The organism is Hymenobacter volaticus (assembly GCF_022921055.1).
In the GTDB taxonomy this organism is placed as follows: Bacteria; Bacteroidota; Bacteroidia; order Cytophagales; family Hymenobacteraceae; genus Hymenobacter; species Hymenobacter volaticus.
This window is the reverse complement of record NZ_CP095061.1, coordinates 4873977-4894932: the sequence shown is the minus strand read 5'-3', so window position 1 is coordinate 4894932 and position 20956 is coordinate 4873977. Positions and strand designations below refer to the sequence as shown.

The following is a 20956-nucleotide window of genomic DNA, read 5'->3' as shown; positions in this document are numbered from 1 at the left end:
GCGGCAATGTCTTCGCCTCTTCCTTCCGCCGCTCTGTCGCCTTCGTCGTTGCTTGCCAAGTCGCCCACCGTCGATATACACACGCATATCTTGCCGGAGCACTGGCCTGATCTGCGCGAGCGGTATGGTTACGGGGGGTTCATTCGGTTAGAGCATCACAAACCGTGCTGCGCCCGCATGATGCAGGACGACAAGTTCTTCCGCGAAATTCAGGATAATTGCTGGGACCCTGCGGTACGCTTGCGCGAGTACGACGGCTTTGGGGTACAGGTGCAGGTACTGAGCACGGTACCAGTTATGTTCAGCTACTGGGCCAAACCGCTAGATGCGCTGGATTTAAGCCAATTGCTCAATGACCATATTGCTGATATAGTACGACGCTATCCGACACGGTTCGTAGGCCTCGGCACTTTGCCTATGCAAGCTCCCGATTTAGCGGTGCGAGAACTGGAGCGGTGCATGAAGATAGGATTGGCTGGTATTCAAATCGGTACTCACGTCAATGATTGGAACCTGGATGCCCCGGAACTATTCGAGGTATTTGCCGCGGCAGAAGAATTGGGAGCCTGCATATTCGTGCATCCCTGGGATATGATGGCCCAGCAGAAGATGCCGAAGTATTGGTTGCCTTGGCTGGTAGGTATGCCTGCCGAAAGCACATTGGCGCTTTGCTCGTTAGTATTTGGGGGGGTGCTTGAGCGGCTGCCGCGCTTGCGGGTAGCGGTGGCGCACGGGGGAGGCTCCTTTGCGAGTACCATCGGGCGTATTGAACACGGCTTTAAAGTACGCCCCGATCTGTGCGCGGTCGACAACAACATAAACCCGCGCCACTATTTAGGCCGCTTCTGGGTTGATTCGTTAGTGCATGACCCGCTTATGCTGGATTACTTAATAAAGACGTTGGGAACCGACAAGATTGTGCTCGGTACCGACTACCCGTTTCCACTCGGAGAATTAATGCCCGGCGAGTTAATCAATTCTATGCCCTGCCCGGCCGATGTAAAAGACCGGATGCTAGGCCAAAACGCCCTTGATTGGCTAGGGCTGCCTGACTCGCATTTAATGAAAATTCTCGCGGGAAGGTAGTTGTCTATCGGTGTACCTTTGCCTTTGATGACCTCCTTTGAACCCACTCCCGACTTCGCCGCTCAGCTAGATGCGCAGGACCCGCTGCGCGAATTTCGCAACCAGTTCTATATTCCGCTGGGCCCCAATGGGCAAGAGAGCGTGTATATGTGTGGTAACTCCCTTGGGCTACAGCCGCGCACTGCACGTGCCGCGGCCGAACGCCAGTTCACAAACTGGGAGGAGATGGCAGTGGAAGGGCATTTCCGAGGCGATACTCCTTGGATGAATTTTCACGCGCGGCTCACCGAAGCCACGGCGCGTATAGTGGGAGCCAATCCCTTGGAAGTGGTAGTCATGAACAACCTGACTACCAACTTACACCTGCTGCTAATTTCCTTTTATCGACCTACCATATCCCGGTATAAGGTATTGATGGAAAGTAGCGCTTTTCCCTCCGATCAGTACGCCCTAGAATCGCAGGTGAGACTGCATGGCCTCAGCCCCGACAACACTATTGTCGAGCTAGCGCCGCGTCCCGGCGAGCATACGTTGCGCACCGAGGATATTGTGGCCAAGATCAATGAGCTAGGCGGTTCGTTGGCTACCGTCATCATGGGAGGGCTCAACTACTACACTGGCCAAGTCTACGACATGGCAGCTATTACACAGGCCGGGCACGCAGTGGGGGCCAAGGTCGGGTTTGATCTAGCTCACGCCGCTGGCAACATCCCGCTGCACTTGCATGACTGGGACGTGGACTTTGCGTGTTGGTGCACCTACAAATACCTGAACTCGGGACCTGGTGGGGTGGCCGGGGCTTTTGTGCACGAGCGGTTTGCCAACCAGCCAGAGCTCTTGCGCTTAGCCGGCTGGTGGGGCCACGACGAAGAGGAACGATTTAAGATGCGCAAGGGCTTCCGACCGATGCGCGGCGCGGCGGGCTGGCAACTTTCCAATAGCTCCATCTTGACGATGGCCGTGCACGAAGCTGCTTTAGCCGTGCATGATGCTGCCGGCGGAATGGCGGCCCTACGGCGCAAGAGTGAGTTGCTTACTGGCTATCTGGAGTTCCTGATCAAACGCCTCGAATTGCCAGAAACTCAGCTTGAAGTCATTACGCCCACCAACCCGGCCGAGCGCGGATGCCAACTCTCTTTGCTAGTCCATCAAAATGGGCGTGAACTGTTCGACCATTTGATGGATGCCGGCATTATTGGCGACTGGCGCGAACCCAACGTGATTCGACTGGCTCCGGTGCCACTCTACAATACGTTTCAGGATGTGCAACGCGTAGGAGTCGTGCTGGCAGAATGGGCCGCAACGCAACGTTAACTTAAGTTCGTAAGTCGTTAGGTCCGTGGCTGTTCGCTGGTGCAGTTGCACGAGTAGCTAAATGCAAATGCTAAGGCCACAGAGGACTAATGGCGGCGTATAACATTTCGGGCATTATTCATCAGACAGCGCTGTTCTACGTTCTATTACCTAACTCCTGTCGTTTTTCTATTGAAGCATACTGCCATGGCTGATGAATACGCGGAGAAGATGTCCCGCAAACCTCTTTCTGAGCTGTTGCTTTACGTACGAAACCGTGCTGAATACCGCGAGGACGCTATTTTGGCGGCTCTCGACGAACTAGATCGGCGCGGTGAGCACCCTGCTGAGGCTGTTGCGCTTCGGGCTGAACTGATGCCTATAGTCGAGCAGCAGCGGCAACAGAAGGCTGCTACTGTCGTAGCCAAGCCGAGTCTGAAGGAACAGGCTGAATCTGCCCAAGCCGAGGAAGAAGCGCCAGCCCTCTACTCGCCGGGTACCATTGTGTTGTTCTCGATCCTGCCTATATCTATGATGATAGGAGGCGGTGTATTGCTTGGTATCAATTTGTTTCGGCTTCGGCGCATGCGGGCCCTTTTAGGCTTGATTGTGTTTATAGTCGTGTACATGATGGTGGGTACTCAGGTACTGTCGTGGGCTGTTCTACAGCAGGGCTTAAACCCTTTTTTGGGTACGTTGCTCTTTAATGTGCCTGCTGTATTAGCTTACCTGCTGTGGTTTTGGCCGCGCTACGTGCAGACTGACAACTATCGGAGCAAGAGTATTTTGCCACCTATTATAATCTGCTTTTTGATTGTTTGGGGCCTGCAATTGGCAATGCCGTACCTCATCAAGCAACAGCCTAAGGAAATGCAGGTGAAAATGGAGAAGATGATGAAACAGCAGCCGTAGCTTGCCTTACTGCTAGAAATTGTGCCTCTTACCCGTATCCCCCTACCGCACGCCGACGTGCTGCTTGATCCTGATTTTCTTGGCCCCGGCGAAGCAGCCAGCTTGCTAGAAGAGCTATCCAGCAGCATTGCCTGGCGGCACGAACCAATTAAGCTTTTCGGAAAGGAGGTAATGCAGCCACGCCTAACTGCTTGGCATGGCGACCCAACGGCCCGCTATTCCTACTCCGGCATAATGCTTGACCCGCAGCCCTGGACGCTCACTTTGCAGCAGCTGCGAGAGCAAGTCGAAACTGCTGCGCAGACACACTTTAATAGCGTGTTGCTCAACCTTTATCGGACGGGGCAAGATAGTATGGGGTGGCACGCCGATAATGAGCCTGAACTAGGGTCAAGCCCCATTATTGCATCTGTGAGTTTGGGGGCTACCCGCCGGTTTCGCCTACGGCCGCGCGACCCACAGTACCTTCCTCATGCTCCTGTTTCATTGGACTTATCAACCGGTAGCTTGCTGCTTATGCGTGGTTCTACCCAGCAGCACTGGCTTCATGCAGTGCCAAAAACTGCCCGTCCTACCGCGCCGCGCCTTAACCTTACGTTTCGGCTGGTAGTGAATAGATGATTTTCGCTGAAACCGCTTGTCAACGAGTATGATCAACTTAAGAATGTTCTAAGTAGCCTGTAGTTCCAGCAAACCCGTAGCATCTTAGTAATAAGCATCAGAGATCACCGCATACAAGAAAGGCCACGCAAATTGCGTGGCCTTTCTTGTATGCGGTGAATGTGGCAGCCTACTTGAGGTTAACAAGCAGACCTGCAAAAATTAAGCGGCCAATATTAGGAGCGCCGTACACTTGTGTATTTGTATTGTTTAAGATGTTTGACCCACCCACTTGGAACGTAGTAAACAGCTTCGGTACCTCGTAACCTACATAAGCATCCACGGAACTGTAGTCTTTTAGTTCACCTACTGCGAAAGGCTGTTCGTAGAGGTGCCCTTGTGCCCAGCGGTAGTTCACAGCATAGCTTACATTCCGTGCTATCGTACCGTGAGCACCCACGTTGTATTTATGTTTGGGTGTGTTGAAGAACGTTTGGAAGTTATCGGGTAGGTTGCTGCGGTCCAAGATGTTAAGCGAGTAGTTGGCCGTCAGCGTGAGCGGCGTCATTACGTTGTAGCTTACACCCAAGGCAGCACCTTTCGTGCGTACTTCCTGGCTGGCATTGGTCCAGACTTGCAGCACGCGGGTTTCAGAGCTTCGGTCTTGGAAAGGGGCTCCAGCCGGGGTTTGTAGCGGGCGTCTGAACTCAGTAGCTAGCTGTGCATCCGATGGACGGCTACCATCACGGTTTCCAATGAAGCGTTGTGCCCCAATGAAATCATTGTAGTAGGACTGGAAGTAGTTAACGTCAAGGGCTAGTTTCTCGCCTATTGTACCCTTGTAGCCTACTTCGTAAGTGCTTAAGCGCTCCAGCTTCAACGGGGCAGCTTCAAACTCAAACGAGGCTAGGGGTGCGCCAGGTGTGCCTAGTTGTTGGCCAGCAGCATTGATGGTGTTATAACCTTGGAACCCGTTGTTTACGTTGCCGAGCAAAACCACTTGGCCCACATCGAGGCGGATGTACTGATCGAGCTGCGTGGGGGAGCGGAAGGCGCGGCCATAAGAGGCGCGGAAGTTATGCTGCTTGTTGGTGCCGGCTGAATATACTGCCGAGGCCCGTGGCGAGAAAGCAGGCTTGAAGTTCTTAAAGTCATCGACCCGGCCAGCAACTGCTAGCTTCAGGCGCTCGGCAAATAGCTTCTGCGTCAGTTGTGCATAGCCACCTAGCTCGTGGTTCTGAATACGTTTGCTATCATCGGAATACAGGTTGCCGTTCGAGCCCAGGCGAAACTTGCGGTAGGCGGCGCCCATAATCAAGTCGGTGTTTTTGGCTATTGGCAAGTTGTACTGTGCGTTGCCTTCATTCATCAAAGAGCTAGGATTGAGCCGGGCCCCACGGCCTGGCGTAGCATCGTTGATGATTTGGGTACGTAGTTCCTGGAAGCGCGGATCAGTGGAACTAAGCTGAGTAGCGTTAGCAGCCTGCTGAGCACGGTCTAGGGAGCCAGTGGCGCGGAAAGTTCCTATATAGGTCTCGTAGAAGCGGCTGGCATACGTTTCAGTTGGGCGCGATGCATTGCCGGTCGGAGACGTTTGAATGAACGAACCTAAGAAGCCTAGGTCATACGACTTGCCGCCGAAGTCCTGCACCGTCTGGCCACGCAAAAACCAGCGGGTGCCTTTGATTTCGCCGTGCAACTGGTTACTGCCGAAGTCCCGGAAACGGTAGCGGCTGCTGCTCTGGTAGCTAGATGTGCCGCGGCTGTAATTGAAGCCCACCGTCATTTTTACGCTGTTCGTAAGCAGGTATGAGAGTGAGGGATGAATCTTCAACGACTTGGCCTTGTCGTCTTTAGCCAGCAGCTCTTGCTCGGTGAAGCCGGGCATGAAAACTGTCTTGCCACGTAGAGCGACCGGGGTGTTAGCGTAACTTGGGTCAGATGGGTTGTTGGTGAATGTGAAGCCACCAACATCACCGTAACGGTTCACGGCGTCGTAGTTCAAGTTGGAACCTTCTGCGTTGTTGCGCCGCTCTACAAGTTGACTGGTGGCAGCGTAGTTGCTGGTCAACCAATCGTCAGCCGTTAGGTATGATCCTACTACTTTGAAGGCGAGTCTTTCGGTTAGCTTTTTGGCATAGCGTAGCTGGCCGTCAAAATAGCTGCGTTGGCCACCGCGTAGCCGTACACTTAGGCCCTCGCTTACAAACGGGTCTTTGGAGTTGAGCAACAATACGCCGTTGAACGCATTGGCTCCGTACAGTGCGGAAGCTGGCCCGTGAATAATTTCAATGCTTTCTACGTCTAGTTCCGACAGACCCGTCAGGTTGCCGGTGTTCACGTTAAGGCTTGGCGACTGAGTATCGAAATAATCAGTCAATTGAATCAAGCGCTCTGACTTGCCCGAGTTGAAGCCTCGGGTACTCAGCGAATTCATCAACAAACTGCTGCTGTTCACATCGATGCCCTTGTACTGGCTGAGCCCTACTTGTAAATCGGCAGTCGGGATACGCTCTACTTGTTGCGTATTTAGCTTTTCAACCGTAACAGGAGCTTGCAAAATGCCTTCCTCTACCCGAGACGCAGAAGCAATTACTTCGTTGGTGAGCGTCGTGTTTTGCTTCAGCTTCACTTGCACCGCATTATCAGGCTGCGACAAGGAAACCTCCCGGCTTTCGTAGCCTACAAATGAAATAGATAGGACGACAGGAGCCTGAGAAAAATCGGCTTTAAGAATGAACTTGCCTTCGTTATTTGTGCTGCTTCCTATAAATGTTCCTTTGATAAATACTGTTGCGCCAGGCATTGGTTCGCCCGCTTCATTCTGGACAATTCCGCTGACAGTAACAGCGTCTTGCGCCTGGACACTAGTAGCTGCAAATGCAACAAAAGCTTGCATTGCAGCTATTTGGTAAAATTTAGCCATTAATAAATGTGCAAAAGGTGAGATTTGATAACGGGTCGGCCTTCAAATATTTTGTAAAAGTAGAGCCGCTAAAGCTTAAAAACAAGGAAGTTGTGTATTGAAAAAGGTAAATACTAGCTGTTGTGTAATAGTTGGATATAATTTATAATAATACTAATATGAGCTTTATCTGATTTGCCTTGCAGATTTGATGCCAATAAAAAATGCTTGGTGAGCGGTTGTTGCTGAATTAGCCTAAAAACAAGTGTATGGCCACTTTAAAATTAGTAGCGGATATCCGGATGGCCCCCTAGATTGGAGCAGTCGCTGTCGCCAATTAAAAATTCACCGATGCGAAAAACTTCACCGGGGTCAAGCTGGGCTGAATCCGCCGCGGGTACGGAAATCGAGTTGTAATCTTGAAGGTCGAATACAACAATGGGCATGACGGTGGGCGGTTGAGTTGAAGAAGATGAATCAGCCACAACGAAGCAAGAGTAGAAGGTGAAGGGCTTGATTGTTGAGCTTAACGAAGAAGAAAGGGCTCAGATTAGGGGAGCTGTTCAACCGCTTCGTTTTATAATTCAAATCTAAACGCCTCGCTTATATGCAATAAATGATTACGATGAACCTGGGATGAAAACAAGTCGAACTATCGGCTTTATCCGGTGAACTGCTTTCCACAGGACACGCCAAATTTGGCGTTGAACAACTAGCTTCGCCGCTCTCACCGTATAGGTTAACTCTATGTCTGACGCCACTACATCCGCCATTGCACCTACCGGAACCCCAGCCGAATCACTCACGCTCATGGGCGCGGGATTGGTTGGGTCGCTGCTTGCCCTCTACTTGGCCCGGCACGGCCATCAGGTAGACGTGTTTGAGCGCCGCGCCGATCCAAGGTTGGCCGGGGCGCTGGAAGGTCGCTCTATCAATCTGGCCTTGTCTGATCGGGGCTGGCGGGCGTTGGAAGGAGTAGGCATCGGCGACGAGGTGCGCCAAGTGGGAATCCCGATGTACGGTCGTATGATGCACGACCAGTGTGGACAACTCACGCACCAGCCGTACGGGCAAGCCAATCAGGCGATTTACTCGGTGTCGCGGGCTGGCCTCAACCGCAAACTTTTGGATCTGGTCGAAGCCGAACCAGGCGTATCGTTGCACTTCAACCAGCAGTGCCTGAACGTAGACCTGCGCGAGCATACCATTGAGTTGCGCGATGCCGTTACGGGAGAAGAACAGATACATCCGTTTCGTCGATTGTTTGGTACTGATGGGGCATATTCAGCCGTGCGGGCGGCTATGCAGAAAACGGACCGCTACAACTACTCCCAGAGCTACCTCGAGTACGGGTACAAGGAACTGCATATTGCGCCCGGTCCAGGCGGCACTTGGCAACTTGAAAAGCACGCCCTACATATTTGGCCACGTGGCCAGTATATGATGATTGCCCTCCCTAATTTGGACGGCTCATTTACGTGTACGTTGTTCTTCCCTTACGAGGGCCAACACTCGTTTGCGGCGCTGCAAACACCAGCGCAAGTGCAGGCTTTCTTCGAGGAAGTATTTCCAGATGCTGTGCCGCTTATGCCCGAGTTAGGTGCCGATTTCTTCGAGAACCCAACTGGTTCTCTCGTCACAGTGCGTTGCTTTCCGTGGGCTTTCGACGATGATGTGTTGTTGATTGGGGATGCTTCGCACGCTATTGTGCCATTCTACGGCCAAGGCATGAATGCCGGCTTCGAAGACTGTTCAGTACTCAATTCTCTGTTAGACCAATACGGCTCCGATTGGCATACTATCTTCCAACGGTTTCAAACCCAGCGCAAACCCGACGCCGACGCTATGGCCGACTTAGCCATCTACAACTTCGAGGAGATGCGTGACCGAGTAGCCGACCCTCGGTTTCTGCTGCAGAAAAAGATAGAAGGAAAAATCTCGGCGCAGTATCCAGGGCAATGGCTCCCGCTGTACTCGCAGGTTACGTTCTCGCATATTCCGTACGCCGAAGCTTTGGCAAATGGCCAGCGGCAGGAACGCATCATGAGCCGCTTGATGCCCTACATTCAAACAGAAGCGGATTACGAGCAAGACCAAGTGCAACAGTTGTTACGTGAGGAGATGAGCAAACTAAAATAGTACCAGGCAGGCTTTAGCAAGTTTGGCATAGGCTCTATTACTTTACCTGCAACCAGGAAGAGAGATGATGCTAAGTCAAGTCAACGCGGAACCTACTCCCAAACCTAATACCAAGCTTATACCCAACGAGAAACCTGCCCACGCTTGAGCCGGGGTATGCGCGTTTAGTGCTAGGCGGGCACTAAGCACCACGCCCGCTAGTAATATACTGGCTAGTAGCCAGCCAATAGGAAAGCCGGTTGAGGTGTCTCGCACGTAAAGCACCATCATCAACCCAACAGCGCCACCAACTCCTACGCCGTGGGCGCTTATTTTCCAGCGCAGCGAAACGAGCAGCGTCAGCAAAACGGCTAAGGTCATGCCAAGGAGCATATACCGTAACAAGGCATCAACCGCTTCTGGCATGCTATTCAGGAGCAGCGTGGCGGCGCCGAAACTAAGCGTAGCCAGTAGAAAAGGCAACGGACGCTGCCGCCGCTCCGGTAGTTCCATACTGCCGGTTATCAAGCCGCGCCACAGCAGCAACGCAGTGCCCACCGACGGTAGTACAAACGTGAACAGCGCAACCAAGCAAGTCAGCTGCCAGCGGTTAGCCGGAAGCGGATACCGCACCACGCCCGGCAACTCATAGCACACCACATAGAACAAGTAGCTAGGAAGTAGTAATGGGTGGCAGACAACTGAGAATAAAAGGGCAATAGAGCGGTTCAAGGAATGAGTAGGACCCTAGTAAGCTGGGAATGACAATCAAAGCTACTAAACCAACTGGCTTTTGTAGCGGCTTGTACTATCTTTAGCAACCTCGTGCGTACGGCGTGTGCTGTATCCCTGTTAGAGCAGATTTTCACTTCATTTTATGATATAATGGGTACAATATTGGGCCCCCGTGGGCGGCAACTTTTACTTGGATTAGCTACGGCCGGCACCCTTGCAGGTGGCACCTGGTGGTGGCAGCATCAACCTAACAAAACCGGCTTGTCGCAAGAATTGCGCGAGGAGCGGGAGTTTGAAGAGGAGGAAGAGGAAGACCGGGATAGGGAAGATCGGCCAGATTTGGCAATCGAACAAGAAGTGGCCCTAACCATGGACCCTGCTACTGGTACCGTGCCGCGTGAACGGTTGGTGTTGGCCCAGAAATATGCCCAACGATTATTAGCCGAGCGTGCCAACCAACGACCTACCTCTGGCAGCCTTACACTAACCCAATGGGCAGAACGTGGGCCAGCTAACGTGGGTGGCCGCACGCGTGCACTACTCGTAGATGCCGCCGATCCTAGCGGCAACACCGTGTGGTGCGGCTCGGTGGGTGGTGGCCTCTGGAAAACCACCAAGGGCCTCGATCCGAACGCTACTTGGCAAAGTGTAGACAATTTCTTTTCCAACCTGGCTATTACTGCATTGGCAGCGGACCCTCGCAACGCCGATATCATGTATTTCGGTACGGGCGAAGGATTCACGAACGCCGATGCCATTCGGGGAGAAGGTATTTGGAAGAGCAGCAACCACGGTCAGACCTGGGAGCAACTATCCAGCACCACCGGCATAAACTTTCAGTACATTCAGAAGCTGCTGGTTCACCCTACCACAGGCGACTTGTACGCGGGCACCCGCGCTGGCTTGTTTCGCAGCTCCAATGGCGGTTCCACCTGGACGAAAGTGCTAGGTGCTGGGGTAGGAGCAGTGCTCGACCGCATTGCCGATATCGAGATTTCGGCCAACGGGACGCTGTTCGCTACGGCTGGCATCGGAGCGGGGCAGACAGATGGTATTTATCGTTCGCCCTCCGGCGACGCCAATTCCTGGATTAAGCTCAACACACTGGCAAATTCCGGCCTACCTACTACCGGCTACGAACGCATCGAGTTGGCTTGTGCACCAAGTCGGGCTAGGCGGGTGTACGCCATCATGGAGAGCTCCAGCACGGGCGGAGTACTTAATCTGTACCGCTCCGACGATGGTGGCGACACCTGGGTAACCATGACCTTGCCCGGAGGCAATGCCACTGCGCTAGCTAGCAGCCAGGCCTGGTACGACCTGCTGGCCGGCGTATCGCCTACCAACCCCGACCTGATTTATGTGGGTGGCTTGGACGTGTTCCGTTCCACCACGGCGGCCGATGATCCGGTTATCTGGACGAAGGTGTCGAACTGGACGGCGGCTCGTACCTCGGCAGGCTATCTGCACGCCGACCACCATGCCATTGCCTTCGCTACACCCGATATCTGCTATTTTGGTAATGACGGCGGTGTATCCGTGACGATGAATGCGTCGGTGGAAACTCCGGCTCTTCCCGTCTTTAGCACGCGCGTAGAAGGCCTGAACATCACCCAATTCTACGCTGTTGCAGTGCACCCTACCAACGTAAACTACTTCTTAGCTGGCTCGCAAGACAACGGCACGCAGCTCTTCAATGGGGTTGGCGTAGTGGGCACCACCACGGCCACGGGCGGCGACGGAGCTTTCTGCTTTATCGACGAAGACGAACCTCAGTTCCAGTTTACAAGCTATGTGTACTCACAGTACCGCCGCTCAACCAACGGCGGGACAAGCTTCTCCAATCATAATATCAGCGCCACGCTTGGGTCCTTCATCAACCCTACCGACTACGATAGCCGCTCCAACACCATGTACGGCGGCTACGGTGCCAACCAGATGTTTCGCTGGCTAAACGCTACCACTACGGCGGGTACTACGGCTACTGCGGTGCCATTGCCAGGCGCTGGTACCGTTACGCACGTCACCGTGTCGCCGGGCGTTGCCAACCGCATCTATGTGGGTACCAACTCGGGTAAGGTGTTACGCATTGACTCCACGCTGAATGTGGCGCCGCGGGCACCAGTTATTACGGAGATTCGGGTGCCGGCAGCTAGCCCAGCCCCGGGCTCCGTGTCTTGTGTAGCCGTAGACCGCAACAATGAGCAACATTTAGTTGTGACGTACTCCAACTATGGCGTGACTAGCGTGTGGGAAACCACCAACGGCGGCACGGCGTGGCGCAATGTAGAAGGCAATCTACCTGACATGCCTGTCCGGTGGGCTTTATTCGACCCCGCCGACGGTACCCGGATCATGCTGGCCACCGAACTGGGCGTGTGGGCCACCGACAACCTTGCCGCTAGCACCGTAAGCTGGCAGCCTGCCAACAATGGCCTCGCCAACGTTCGGGTGGATATGCTACGCATGCGAACTTCTGACAAGCAAGTGGCGGCCGCCACCCACGGTCGTGGCCTCTACACCACCGATGCGCTACGCGTACTCAGCACTCGCGGCGCGGCGGTAGCCGCCAACGGCTTCGTGCGCAATGCGTATCCTAACCCATTTCGTGAGAAGCTAAGTGTGGAACTGGACCGCCCGGCTGCGGCCGGTACCGTGCTTACCCTTACCAACATGCAGGGCCGGGTAGTGCACCGCATCACGGCCCGCGCCGCCGCGCAACAGCTTGACGTACAGCCGCCGGCTACCTTAGCTTCTGGTGCCTACATTTTGCAAGTGAAAGGCAACGGTCAAACCGCTACCCAACGCGTGGTGAAGCAGTAAGAGACTGTATATCACCATAAAAAGACCCGAAGCAGTTTGCTTCGGGTCTTTTTAGCTTCAGCATGTAGCTCAAGTGAACGAAATTGAAAAATAGGGTTTTTACAGCTCCTTACGCAGGCGAGCCACCGGAATGTTCAGCTGTTCGCGGTATTTGGCGACTGTGCGGCGAGCAATATTGTAGCCGCGGGCGTTAAGCATCTTTTCCAGCTTATCGTCGGAGAGAGGACGGTCTTTCTTCTCGCCTTCGATAATTTCCTTCAGAATGTGCTTCACCTCTCGGCTCGATGCATCTTCGCCTGAGTCGGTGGCAATGCCTTCGGAGAAGAAATACTTGAGGGGGTAAATGCCGAACTCTGTTTGCACCGATTTCGAGTTGGCTACCCGGCTCACGGTACTGATATCCATATTGATTTCCTGCGCAATATCCTTCAGAATCATAGGACGTAACTTACTTTCGTCGCCCTCTTGAAAGAATTCCCGCTGGTAGCGCACAATGGCATCCATGGTCCGGAGCAACGTGTTCTGGCGCTGCCGGATGGCATCAATAAACCACTTGGCCGAATCCAGCTTTTGCTTTACAAACGTGACGGCCTCCTTTAGCTTCTTGTCTTTCTTGGCGCCTTTATCGTAAGCCCGGAACATTTCTGTGTACGCCGGAGATACCCGCAAATCGGGGGCATTACGCGAGTTGAGCGTGAGGTTGAATACGCCGTTGTCGTTGGTCAGGATAAAGTCAGGAATGACGTATTGCACCTTGCCGCCGCCTACCGGACCACTGCCGCCGGGCTTGGGGTTCAGCTTCAGAATGAGCGCAATAGCATCCTTGAGTTCGTCGTCTTCTAGGTCCAGCCGCTGCTGAATGCGTTGATAATGCTTCTTGGTGAACTCATCGAACATCTCGTTCAGAATCCGTTCGGCGTGCTCGGTTGCTTCGTCCTGCGGACGGCGCTCGAGTTGCAGCAGTAGACATTCCTGCAAGTCTCGTGCGCCAATGCCCGGTGGATCGAAGCTTTGTACCAAGTGCAGTACCGCTTCAATTTCTTGCACTGAAGCTTCGATGTTCTGCGAGAAAGCCAAGTCGTTAGCAATAGCCGATAAGTCGCGGCGAATGTAGCCGTCGTTGTCGATGGAGCCAACCAGCTGGCGTCCAATGGCTTCCTGTTTTTCATCAAGGTCGGCAAAACCTAGCTGGTCGATCAAGCTGTCGATAAGGGAACCGCTGGTATCGGCCAGGGGCATTTCCCGGTCGTCTTCGTCTTCGCCCGGGCCGTCGCCCTGCATCTTGTAACCCGCTATTTCGTCGTCGTTGAGGTAGTCGCTCAGGTCGAGGTCGTCGTTGCTGGTTTCGGTTTGCTCTGTGGGCTCGTCCTTGGCAGACAAATCTATTTCCGGTTGCTCTTCGATTTGGTTGTCGTTGTCGAAGTCCTCGTCCAGTGTGTTGTCTGGATTATCAAACTCGGCATCGGGGTCGTCGAAATCATCAGCTTCATCAGCCGAGTCGTCATCACGCTCTTGATCTTCTACTTCGTCGTCGGCATCGTCGCCTTCCTCCAAAGCAGGGTTAGCTTCCAGCTCTTCCTTGATGCGGGCTTCCAGCTCCGCCGTCGGAATTTGCAGCAGCTTAATGAATTGTATCTGTTGGGGCGACAGCTTCTGCGAGAGAAGCTGCTTCATGTCCAGTCTTTGCATACTCAAAAAACTCGTACGCCCTGTTAGGATGGAAACGGAGGCGGTTAGGTCAAATATAGGCCTTTCTGTACTTGCGTTTCAGGTAAAATGTTGGGCTGATCATAGTCGTCGCAAACAAATAATCTGCTTAAATACTCAACAATAAGATGGAAGCAAGGATAAATAGGGCGTAGCCAATTTCAGGCGTTTACAGGTTTAAAAAGGTCTTGCTTATTAACTGAATGAAGTAGACACTACCACTAGGATGAGACGAATGCCCAGACCAGTTAATTGAACTCGCAGGCTACTTCTTTAGAAGGATTTCACTGCCTTTTCAAAAGTCCTACCTTTACCGATTCTATACCGAGTATCAACCCCGAGAAGTAACGTTTCAATGTCCGACCTCCGAAAGACCAGCGTACAGGATCTGCTCCGCAGCACCGACCTGGACCGTGAAGTGCTAGTACGTGGCTGGGTGCGCACCCGCCGCGGCAACAAATACGTGCAATTCATTGCCCTCAACGACGGCTCCACCATCCACACTATTCAGGTGGTAGCCGATGCCGAGATATTCCCGGAGGAAAATTTGAAAGAAGTAACCACTGGTTCTTGCCTAGCTGTGCGTGGTAAGTTAGTGGCTTCGCAGGGCAAAGGCCAGGCGGTAGAAATTCAGGCTTCGGAAATCGAAGTGCTTGGCACTACCAACCCAGAGGAGTATCCCTTGCAGAAGCGCGGCAGCGACCAGAAAGGCATCTCCCTGGAAGCTCTGCGGGAAATAGCGCACTTACGCCCCCGCACCAACACGTTTGGGGCGGTGTTGCGCATCCGGCACGCCATGGCCTTTGCCATCCATAAGTACTTCAACGACAACGGCTATTTCTACGTCCACACGCCCATCATCACCGGCTCCGATGCCGAAGGTGCGGGCCAGATGTTCCGCGTAACCACGCTGCCCGAGCAAAACCCGCCGCTTGACGAAGCCGGCCAAGTGGACTACAAGCAAGATTTTTTCGGCAAAGCCACCAACCTCACGGTATCGGGGCAGCTTGAAGGCGAGTTGGCCGCTATGGCCCTAGGGAAGATCTATACGTTCGGCCCCACCTTCCGCGCCGAAAATTCCAACACGGCCCGCCACCTCGCCGAGTTCTGGATGATCGAGCCCGAAGTGGCCTTCAACGACCTGCACGACAACATGGACCTGGCCGAGGACTTCCTCCGCAGCTTGGTCCGTTACGCCCTAGAGCACTGCGCCGACGACCTTCAATTCCTCAACGACCAGTACGACAAGGAACTGCTGAACCGCCTGAAGTTTGTAGTCGACAACGAGTTCCAGCGCCTCACCTACACCGAAGCCGTTGAAATTCTGAAATCGGCTAAGCAAAAGTTCGAGTTTCCAGTGGATTGGGGCACCGATCTGCAGTCAGAGCACGAGCGGTATCTGGTGGAGAAGCACTTCAAAAAGCCTGTCATTCTAACCAACTACCCTAAGGAAATCAAGGCGTTCTATATGAAGCTGGACGACGATGGCCGCACCGTCCGAGCTATGGACGTCCTCTTCCCCGGCATCGGCGAAATCATTGGTGGCTCGCAGCGTGAGGAAGACTTGCAGAAGCTTGTCACTCGGATGCGGGAAATGCACGTGCCTGAAGAAGACCTGTGGTGGTACCTCGATACCCGCCGCTACGGCACCGCGCCACACGCTGGCTTCGGCTTAGGCTTCGAGCGCCTCATTCTCTTTGTTACCGGTATGTCCAACATCCGCGACGTTATTCCCTTCCCACGCTTCCCGAAGAGTGCCGAGTTTTAAAAAGTGTGACTTGCTTTATTAAAAAAGGCGGCCCTAAGGCCGCCTTTTCTGTTAGCAATAGTTCCGTAGCTCTTTGTCATCCACGGCCACTAGCGCATCCAAGCGTAGTTCAAAACCATCGGCGAGGCGGAGGTACTCTACTTTGTCTTTAATGAAAAGGTCTTGAATTGTACCAGTATAGGTGCTAGGTGGCGTATCAGGCTCGGTGCGGTAGGTGAGGGTACAAGTCTGGCCAGTGGTGGCACGGGCCTCTAGCTCGTCGTAAAAAGAGCAACTGATGGGTTGATAGGAAGTAGACATAGCGGTGGGAGTGGGTGCGAACCTAGTACGAGAAATGATATTTGCTGAGTTGCCTTTTTGCTGAACCTCTCATTCGGTGGCAAATGAAAGGGTAATGTAGACCTTAAGGATAGCAACATTTATTACAGATTTTCTTCTTGCCCGAATGCGGTTTGCTTATACATATACAACAGTGTCTACTGTAATTTGCTTAACTCGAACTGCGAGACAGCCATTTCATGAAGTAACTGGTCATAGCTCTGATTGGTCGTATTTGCCTTTTCCCAAAGTTGGTCCTGAATTATCACTGATTGTTTTAGTTCTTGCTTTATAGCTTGAATGCGGCTTGAATCAGCGGCACTGTAAGGGCATAGTAAATTATAGGCTTCGGCAGTAAAACCCCCGTCGAAACCACCCAGATTGTGCTGCGTGTACATAACTATAATAACACGATGATTCAGCATCTCAGTTTTGCGGTCTACTGGTCGGTCTACCGGAGCACCTCCTGGCTCCGTCGGATTACCTTTTGCCACCGCCTGGTTGTAGTACCAGAACTGAAAGTCCTCCTTAAATAACTTGGGTAGATAAGGGTAAAAGCCTATGAGACCCCAGCCGAAGCTGTCAGCAACGAGCAACAGGTCAGTCTTTTCTTGTCCAGGTTTAGGGTCTTGGAATACGACATTAGGATAAGCCATGTTATATGGTGTAGGCTCATAAAGCAAATTCATAGCACGAGCTACATCGTTGTCTGAATCCCGGAGTTTATCACTAATGTCGACCCGATCAACGGAGTAATCCGGTAGATCGATATGCCCACGTTGCTCGATATAACGGAACAATGTATCGGCTGCTAACGTGATGCCATAGCCACTCCAGTGAATGCCACCGCGTGGAAATAATGGATACGAAGCTGTGTCTTTCCACTGCCGAAAAGCTTGTGCCAAGTCAATGACATTGACACCTCTAGATTTCATTTCTCTCGCATAAGCCACATAGTTGCTCTCTCCACGTGGCAAATGCTTGAAATAAGTTGGGAATTTATCAGCATAAAAGTTGGCTTTATCTGGTGCAATAGCGAAAATCAAAAGAACCCCTCGTCGCGCTAAGCTGTCCTGCACTGCCTTGAACTTGGCTACATCGGTTCGGATTACATTCTCGCCCCTGAAGTTTTGGCCCAGATAGGCTCTAATAGCCGTTTCATCTAACAAGACTTCATCATCTCCAACTAACACTTTATTGGCCTTGCTGACTCTGAGCAACGAATAAGCGGCCTGGTTCCTAATGCGGATCAGCAGTTCGCGGAAGCCAATCCGGTCTTCCACGTACCTTTCTAAATTTGGCTGGTAGCTATTGTCAAGCAAAGAGGGCCAAGTAAAGTCAGGATGGGGTGCGCGCTCAAAATACCCACCTAGCTCCCCTATCTCGAATAACGGAAACCGAGCTTGCACAGCAGGCAAGATTAACAGCCCGAGCAGCACTGCCAAGAAGAACTGCTTTGCGAAGCGAGAAAATAAAGATGCCACGCTAGAAGCGGAAATAGATAAATGGATTAAATGAATTGCCAATGATGGCGCCTGCACTAAGTATGAGCAACGCCACTGTAGCTAGCGTAAGGCTTGCTGCACGGGGCAAGCTGAGCTTTTCGCCAAACAGCATGCTCACCTCCCAGCGTTCCACCCGTGGCAAAGCAGCCATAAAGGCAAAAAGAATTGCTATCGCCAGTGTAATCCAGAACTCGTTACTGAAGTAAGGCAGTTCTCCTAGACCGCCGCTAAACATGCGCTTCACATAGGATAATGCTCCGGTTAATGTTTCGGCGCGGAATAGCACCCAACCTACTACTGTAACTAGAAAAGTAGGAACGATGCTGAAGGCGCCCAAACGCTTGGAAATGCGCAGTAGAAATAGCCGATCAAGCACTAGAAACAAACCATGGAAAGCACCCCATGCAATGAAGTTCCAAGCCGCCCCGTGCCAAAACCCTGAGAGGATAAATACGGTCCAGAGGTTGATATAAAGCCGGCTAGGTTTCACCCGGTTACCTCCCAAAGGGATATACAGATAATCGCGCATCCAGCGACCAAGCGTGATGTGCCAACGCTGCCAAAACTCAGTGATACTTCGCGATACATAGGGATTGTTGAAGTTCTCTGGGAATTGGAACCCCATAATTCGACCTAACCCAATAGCCATATCCGAGTATCCTGAAAAGTCGAAGTATATCTGGAAGGTATACGCCAGTGCCCCAGCCACGCTAAAGGTGCCGACACGTCCTCTAGATTCAGCCCGAAAATACGGTCGGCTTCTTGGCCCAACACGTTAGCAATAAGTACCTTCTTCGACAAACCAATAACAAAGCGAAACAACCCCGCCAACTTATGATCGACGGTATCGAAGGCTCGGCGGTCAGTAAGTTGACTGGCTATTTCGTGGAAGCGCACGATGGGGCCAGCAATCATCTTCGGGAATAGCATGATGTAGAGCATGAAATCCCAGAAGCTGCGCAAAGGCTTATTCACACCGCGATACACGTCAATGGTGTAGGTGAGCTTTTCGAAAGTGAAAAAGGAAATGCCGATCGGCAGCACTACCTTCTCCCATGTCAGTGCCGACCCGCCTAGAGACGTTTTTACAGCGCTGAAATTCTCCAGAAAGAAGTTAGCGTACTTAAAGTAAAACAGCATCGCCACATTAATGATGATGCTCATGGTCAGATAGATGCGTCTCTGCCAACCTTCAGCTTTGTCCATAAGCCGAATCAGGAAGAAATTGACTACAACGGAGGCAACAAATAGAGCCAAAAAATTGAGGCCTCCCCATGCATAGAAGGCAATACTTGCCACCAATGCTACTATATTCTTGAACCGAGCAGGAGTAAGAAAATAAAGCAACAAAAAGCCCGGCAGAAAATAAAAAAGGAACAGTGTACTACTAAATACCATTGAATGTGTAAGGTATAGGCGTTGTAAGCTGGCTCGAAAATACAGGTTTAGCAGTTGGCATCACGAAAAAGGCCGGGCTCCATAATGGAGTCCGGCCTTTTATTGACGTACGCAGAAGAAGCTTAGTGTTTGCCGTGGCCTTTGCCATGACCATTGTTGCCTTTGTTCTTGCCCTCCACTACATACACTCCACCTGGAGCAGCGCTTAGCTTTTTAGCTTGGCCGGGCGGTAGCCCTTTGCCGCTCTGCAAGCGTTTCACTTGGCCGGGCGGTAAACTGACGGGGTACAGGGTACGATGCTGGCTAATCTGACCCCATGGCTGTGCGCCTACATAGTCGATAACGACAGGGTGGAAAGAGGAAGGCGTATAGCCGTCGAGGTTCACTACGCGCACCCATTGGTTGTCGCGCTTTACCACGTAGCGTTGGGCGTTAAGGTCGTAGTAGCCTCCGACTTCTGGAATGTAGTAATACTGCTTACCGGCGGGTACAGTCGGACCCCAAGAAGGCCGTACAGCGTTGCCGCGGCCTTGGGCCTGTGTGGAAAAGGAGAGGCCTGTGAGCGACAACGCTAGAGCAAGTTTTAGGATAGTCTTCATGAGAAATAGATTAGGATTTTGTCGTAGCTTATTTAATAAAAGCAAGAAAGAGGCCAATTTACGGCAGCGCCATCCTGCTTATCCTTTCGAAGTCCACTAGGTGCGATGGGCATAACAAAAAGAGCGTCTTCACACTGAAGACGCTCTTTCCAAAATTGCTTAAAAAGTGACCTTATCGGCCCCGGCCTCGGCTAATAGGAACGCTTCGCTCGTCGCGGCTTCCTTCGAAGCCACGGTTGTTGCGGCCAGCATTATTTCGGTTGTCCCAGTTGCTTCGCTCGTCACGGCGGTAGTTGTCACGGTCATGACGATCGTCGTGGCTGTAGTTGCCGCGGTTGCTAGGCTCGAAGTCGTTGCTGCGAGCATAGCCGCGGTTGTTGTAGGGCGAGCTGTCGTAACGGCCCGGAGCCTGGCGGTAGCTTGGTGCTGGCGCATAACTGCCCCGACGACCGTTGCCATAGTAGCCGTTGTTGCCGTAGTAGCGGCCCAGTTGCCAACCCCGCTGATTACAGTACGCCCGGTGGTCGCGGATATAGCCCCACGGCTGGCGGCCCACATAATTGATTACAACGGGGTGGAAAAAACGAGGGTCGTAGCTGGCGTAGTATGAAGGCAAATAGGGCGTGCTAACCCAATAGCCATACGGATCGAGGTACACGTACTGCTGCGTATACAAGTCGTAGTAGCCGTCAATTTCCGGGATGTAATAGTATTCTACACCGGAGCCAACAGCTGGGCCCCAAGCAGGCGGTCCTACGTTGACGCTCACCCGCACCTGTGCTTGAGCAGCGCCGCTTTGTAGCAGTAGCCCTAGCAGTAAAAGCAAGCTTGATTTTATGAGGAGTTTCATGACTTCAGAAAGGAAAAGTTTCTAAGCTATACAATGCAATAACGGCGCCATTTCTTTCGATTTCATCACGTAAGCCGCACAATCTCAGTGCTCCACGTAGAACTTCAGTTAAGCTGAGACTTTTAGACCATCATCGTTGTTATAGGCAGTCTGCCCGCACCTATTGTCGGCTGAATACTCCGAATTATGTTAGCCAAACCCCTTGGCAAATAAGCTATTCGGGATAGTAAGAAGGTCGGGTTTTACGTACCTTTGCAGACTTATTCGCATCGTTAGTGCATGGCTAAAAAATCAACCGCGGCATTATCTGCTGCATCGCCTAAAGCTCCTAAGTTACCG

General features: G+C 52.5%; 17 protein-coding genes. 7 read left to right on the top strand and 10 right to left on the bottom strand.

The window, feature by feature from the left end:
* Window positions 1–6 precede the first annotated feature (6 nt).
* From MUN86_RS21370 to MUN86_RS21355, 4 genes are all read left to right on the top strand, one after another.
* Complete coding sequence (locus tag MUN86_RS21370) at window positions 7–1086, top strand: amidohydrolase family protein (protein WP_245120008.1); 1080 nt, start codon at window positions 7–9, stop codon at window positions 1084–1086.
* Between the two features lie 27 nt (window positions 1087–1113).
* Window positions 1114–2400 (top strand): kynureninase, encoded by a 1287-nt coding sequence (kynU, locus tag MUN86_RS21365; RefSeq protein WP_245120007.1) that lies wholly within the window; start codon window positions 1114–1116, stop codon window positions 2398–2400.
* A 186-nt stretch (window positions 2401–2586) separates the two neighbouring features.
* Complete coding sequence (locus MUN86_RS21360; protein ID WP_245120006.1) at window positions 2587–3291, top strand: hypothetical protein; 705 nt, start codon at window positions 2587–2589, stop codon at window positions 3289–3291.
* A 21-nt stretch (window positions 3292–3312) separates the two neighbouring features.
* On the top strand, window positions 3313–3912 hold the full coding sequence (locus MUN86_RS21355; protein WP_245120005.1) for an alpha-ketoglutarate-dependent dioxygenase AlkB family protein: 600 nt from the start codon (window positions 3313–3315) through the stop codon (window positions 3910–3912).
* 169 nt (window positions 3913–4081) lie between these two features.
* Here MUN86_RS21355 and MUN86_RS21350 read toward each other — a convergent pair whose 3' ends face one another.
* Both MUN86_RS21350 and MUN86_RS21345 read right to left on the bottom strand, forming a co-directional pair.
* Window positions 4082–6790: a TonB-dependent receptor gene (locus MUN86_RS21350; protein ID WP_280640553.1), complete on the bottom strand. Its 2709-nt coding sequence runs from the start codon at window positions 6788–6790 to the stop codon at window positions 4082–4084.
* A gap of 290 nt (window positions 6791–7080) precedes the next feature.
* On the bottom strand, window positions 7081–7242 hold the full coding sequence (locus tag MUN86_RS21345) for a hypothetical protein (RefSeq protein WP_245120004.1): 162 nt from the start codon (window positions 7240–7242) through the stop codon (window positions 7081–7083).
* A 301-nt stretch (window positions 7243–7543) separates the two neighbouring features.
* On the opposite strand from MUN86_RS21345, the gene MUN86_RS21340 reads away from it, so the two are divergent.
* Window positions 7544–8935, top strand: coding sequence for an FAD-dependent oxidoreductase (locus MUN86_RS21340; RefSeq protein WP_245120003.1), 1392 nt, complete (start codon window positions 7544–7546; stop codon window positions 8933–8935).
* Window positions 8936–9010: 75 nt separating this feature from the next.
* On the opposite strand, the gene MUN86_RS21335 is transcribed toward MUN86_RS21340, so the two are convergent.
* A complete protein-coding gene (locus MUN86_RS21335) occupies window positions 9011–9646 on the bottom strand; it encodes a hypothetical protein (protein ID WP_245120002.1) in 636 nt (211 codons plus the stop codon).
* A 153-nt stretch (window positions 9647–9799) separates the two neighbouring features.
* On the opposite strand from MUN86_RS21335, the gene MUN86_RS21330 reads away from it, so the two are divergent.
* A complete protein-coding gene (locus MUN86_RS21330; RefSeq protein WP_245120001.1) occupies window positions 9800–12472 on the top strand; it encodes a T9SS type A sorting domain-containing protein in 2673 nt (890 codons plus the stop codon).
* Window positions 12473–12571: 99 nt separating this feature from the next.
* On the opposite strand, the gene rpoN is transcribed toward MUN86_RS21330, so the two are convergent.
* Window positions 12572–14161, bottom strand: a complete 1590-nt coding sequence (rpoN, locus tag MUN86_RS21325; protein ID WP_375379452.1) for an RNA polymerase factor sigma-54 — start codon at window positions 14159–14161, stop codon at window positions 12572–12574.
* Between the two features lie 373 nt (window positions 14162–14534).
* Here rpoN and asnS point away from each other — a divergent pair, with 373 nt between their 5' ends.
* Window positions 14535–15947, top strand: a complete 1413-nt coding sequence (asnS, locus tag MUN86_RS21320; RefSeq protein WP_245119999.1) for an asparagine--tRNA ligase — start codon at window positions 14535–14537, stop codon at window positions 15945–15947.
* A gap of 51 nt (window positions 15948–15998) precedes the next feature.
* On the opposite strand, the gene MUN86_RS21315 is transcribed toward asnS, so the two are convergent.
* The 6 genes from MUN86_RS21315 to MUN86_RS21290 form a co-directional block, all read right to left on the bottom strand.
* Window positions 15999–16247, bottom strand: a complete 249-nt coding sequence (locus tag MUN86_RS21315; protein WP_245119998.1) for a hypothetical protein — start codon at window positions 16245–16247, stop codon at window positions 15999–16001.
* Between the two features lie 176 nt (window positions 16248–16423).
* Window positions 16424–17749, bottom strand: coding sequence for an alginate O-acetyltransferase AlgX-related protein (locus MUN86_RS21310; protein ID WP_245119997.1), 1326 nt, complete (start codon window positions 17747–17749; stop codon window positions 16424–16426).
* A gap of 1 nt (window position 17750) precedes the next feature.
* Entirely contained in the window at window positions 17751–18479 is a 729-nt protein-coding gene (locus tag MUN86_RS21305; protein WP_375379451.1) for an MBOAT family O-acyltransferase, read from the bottom strand.
* The gene (locus tag MUN86_RS21300) at window positions 18404–18976 is read right to left on the bottom strand and encodes an MBOAT family O-acyltransferase (RefSeq protein ID WP_245119995.1); all 573 of its coding nucleotides are present in this window, start codon (window positions 18974–18976) and stop codon (window positions 18404–18406) included. Before MUN86_RS21300 ends, MUN86_RS21305 begins: the two co-directional genes overlap by 76 nt.
* Before the next feature lie 314 nt (window positions 18977–19290).
* Window positions 19291–19767 (bottom strand): hypothetical protein, encoded by a 477-nt coding sequence (locus MUN86_RS21295; RefSeq protein ID WP_245119994.1) that lies wholly within the window; start codon window positions 19765–19767, stop codon window positions 19291–19293.
* A 172-nt stretch (window positions 19768–19939) separates the two neighbouring features.
* On the bottom strand, window positions 19940–20617 hold the full coding sequence (locus MUN86_RS21290; protein WP_245119993.1) for a hypothetical protein: 678 nt from the start codon (window positions 20615–20617) through the stop codon (window positions 19940–19942).
* Between the last annotated feature and the right edge of the window lie 339 nt (window positions 20618–20956).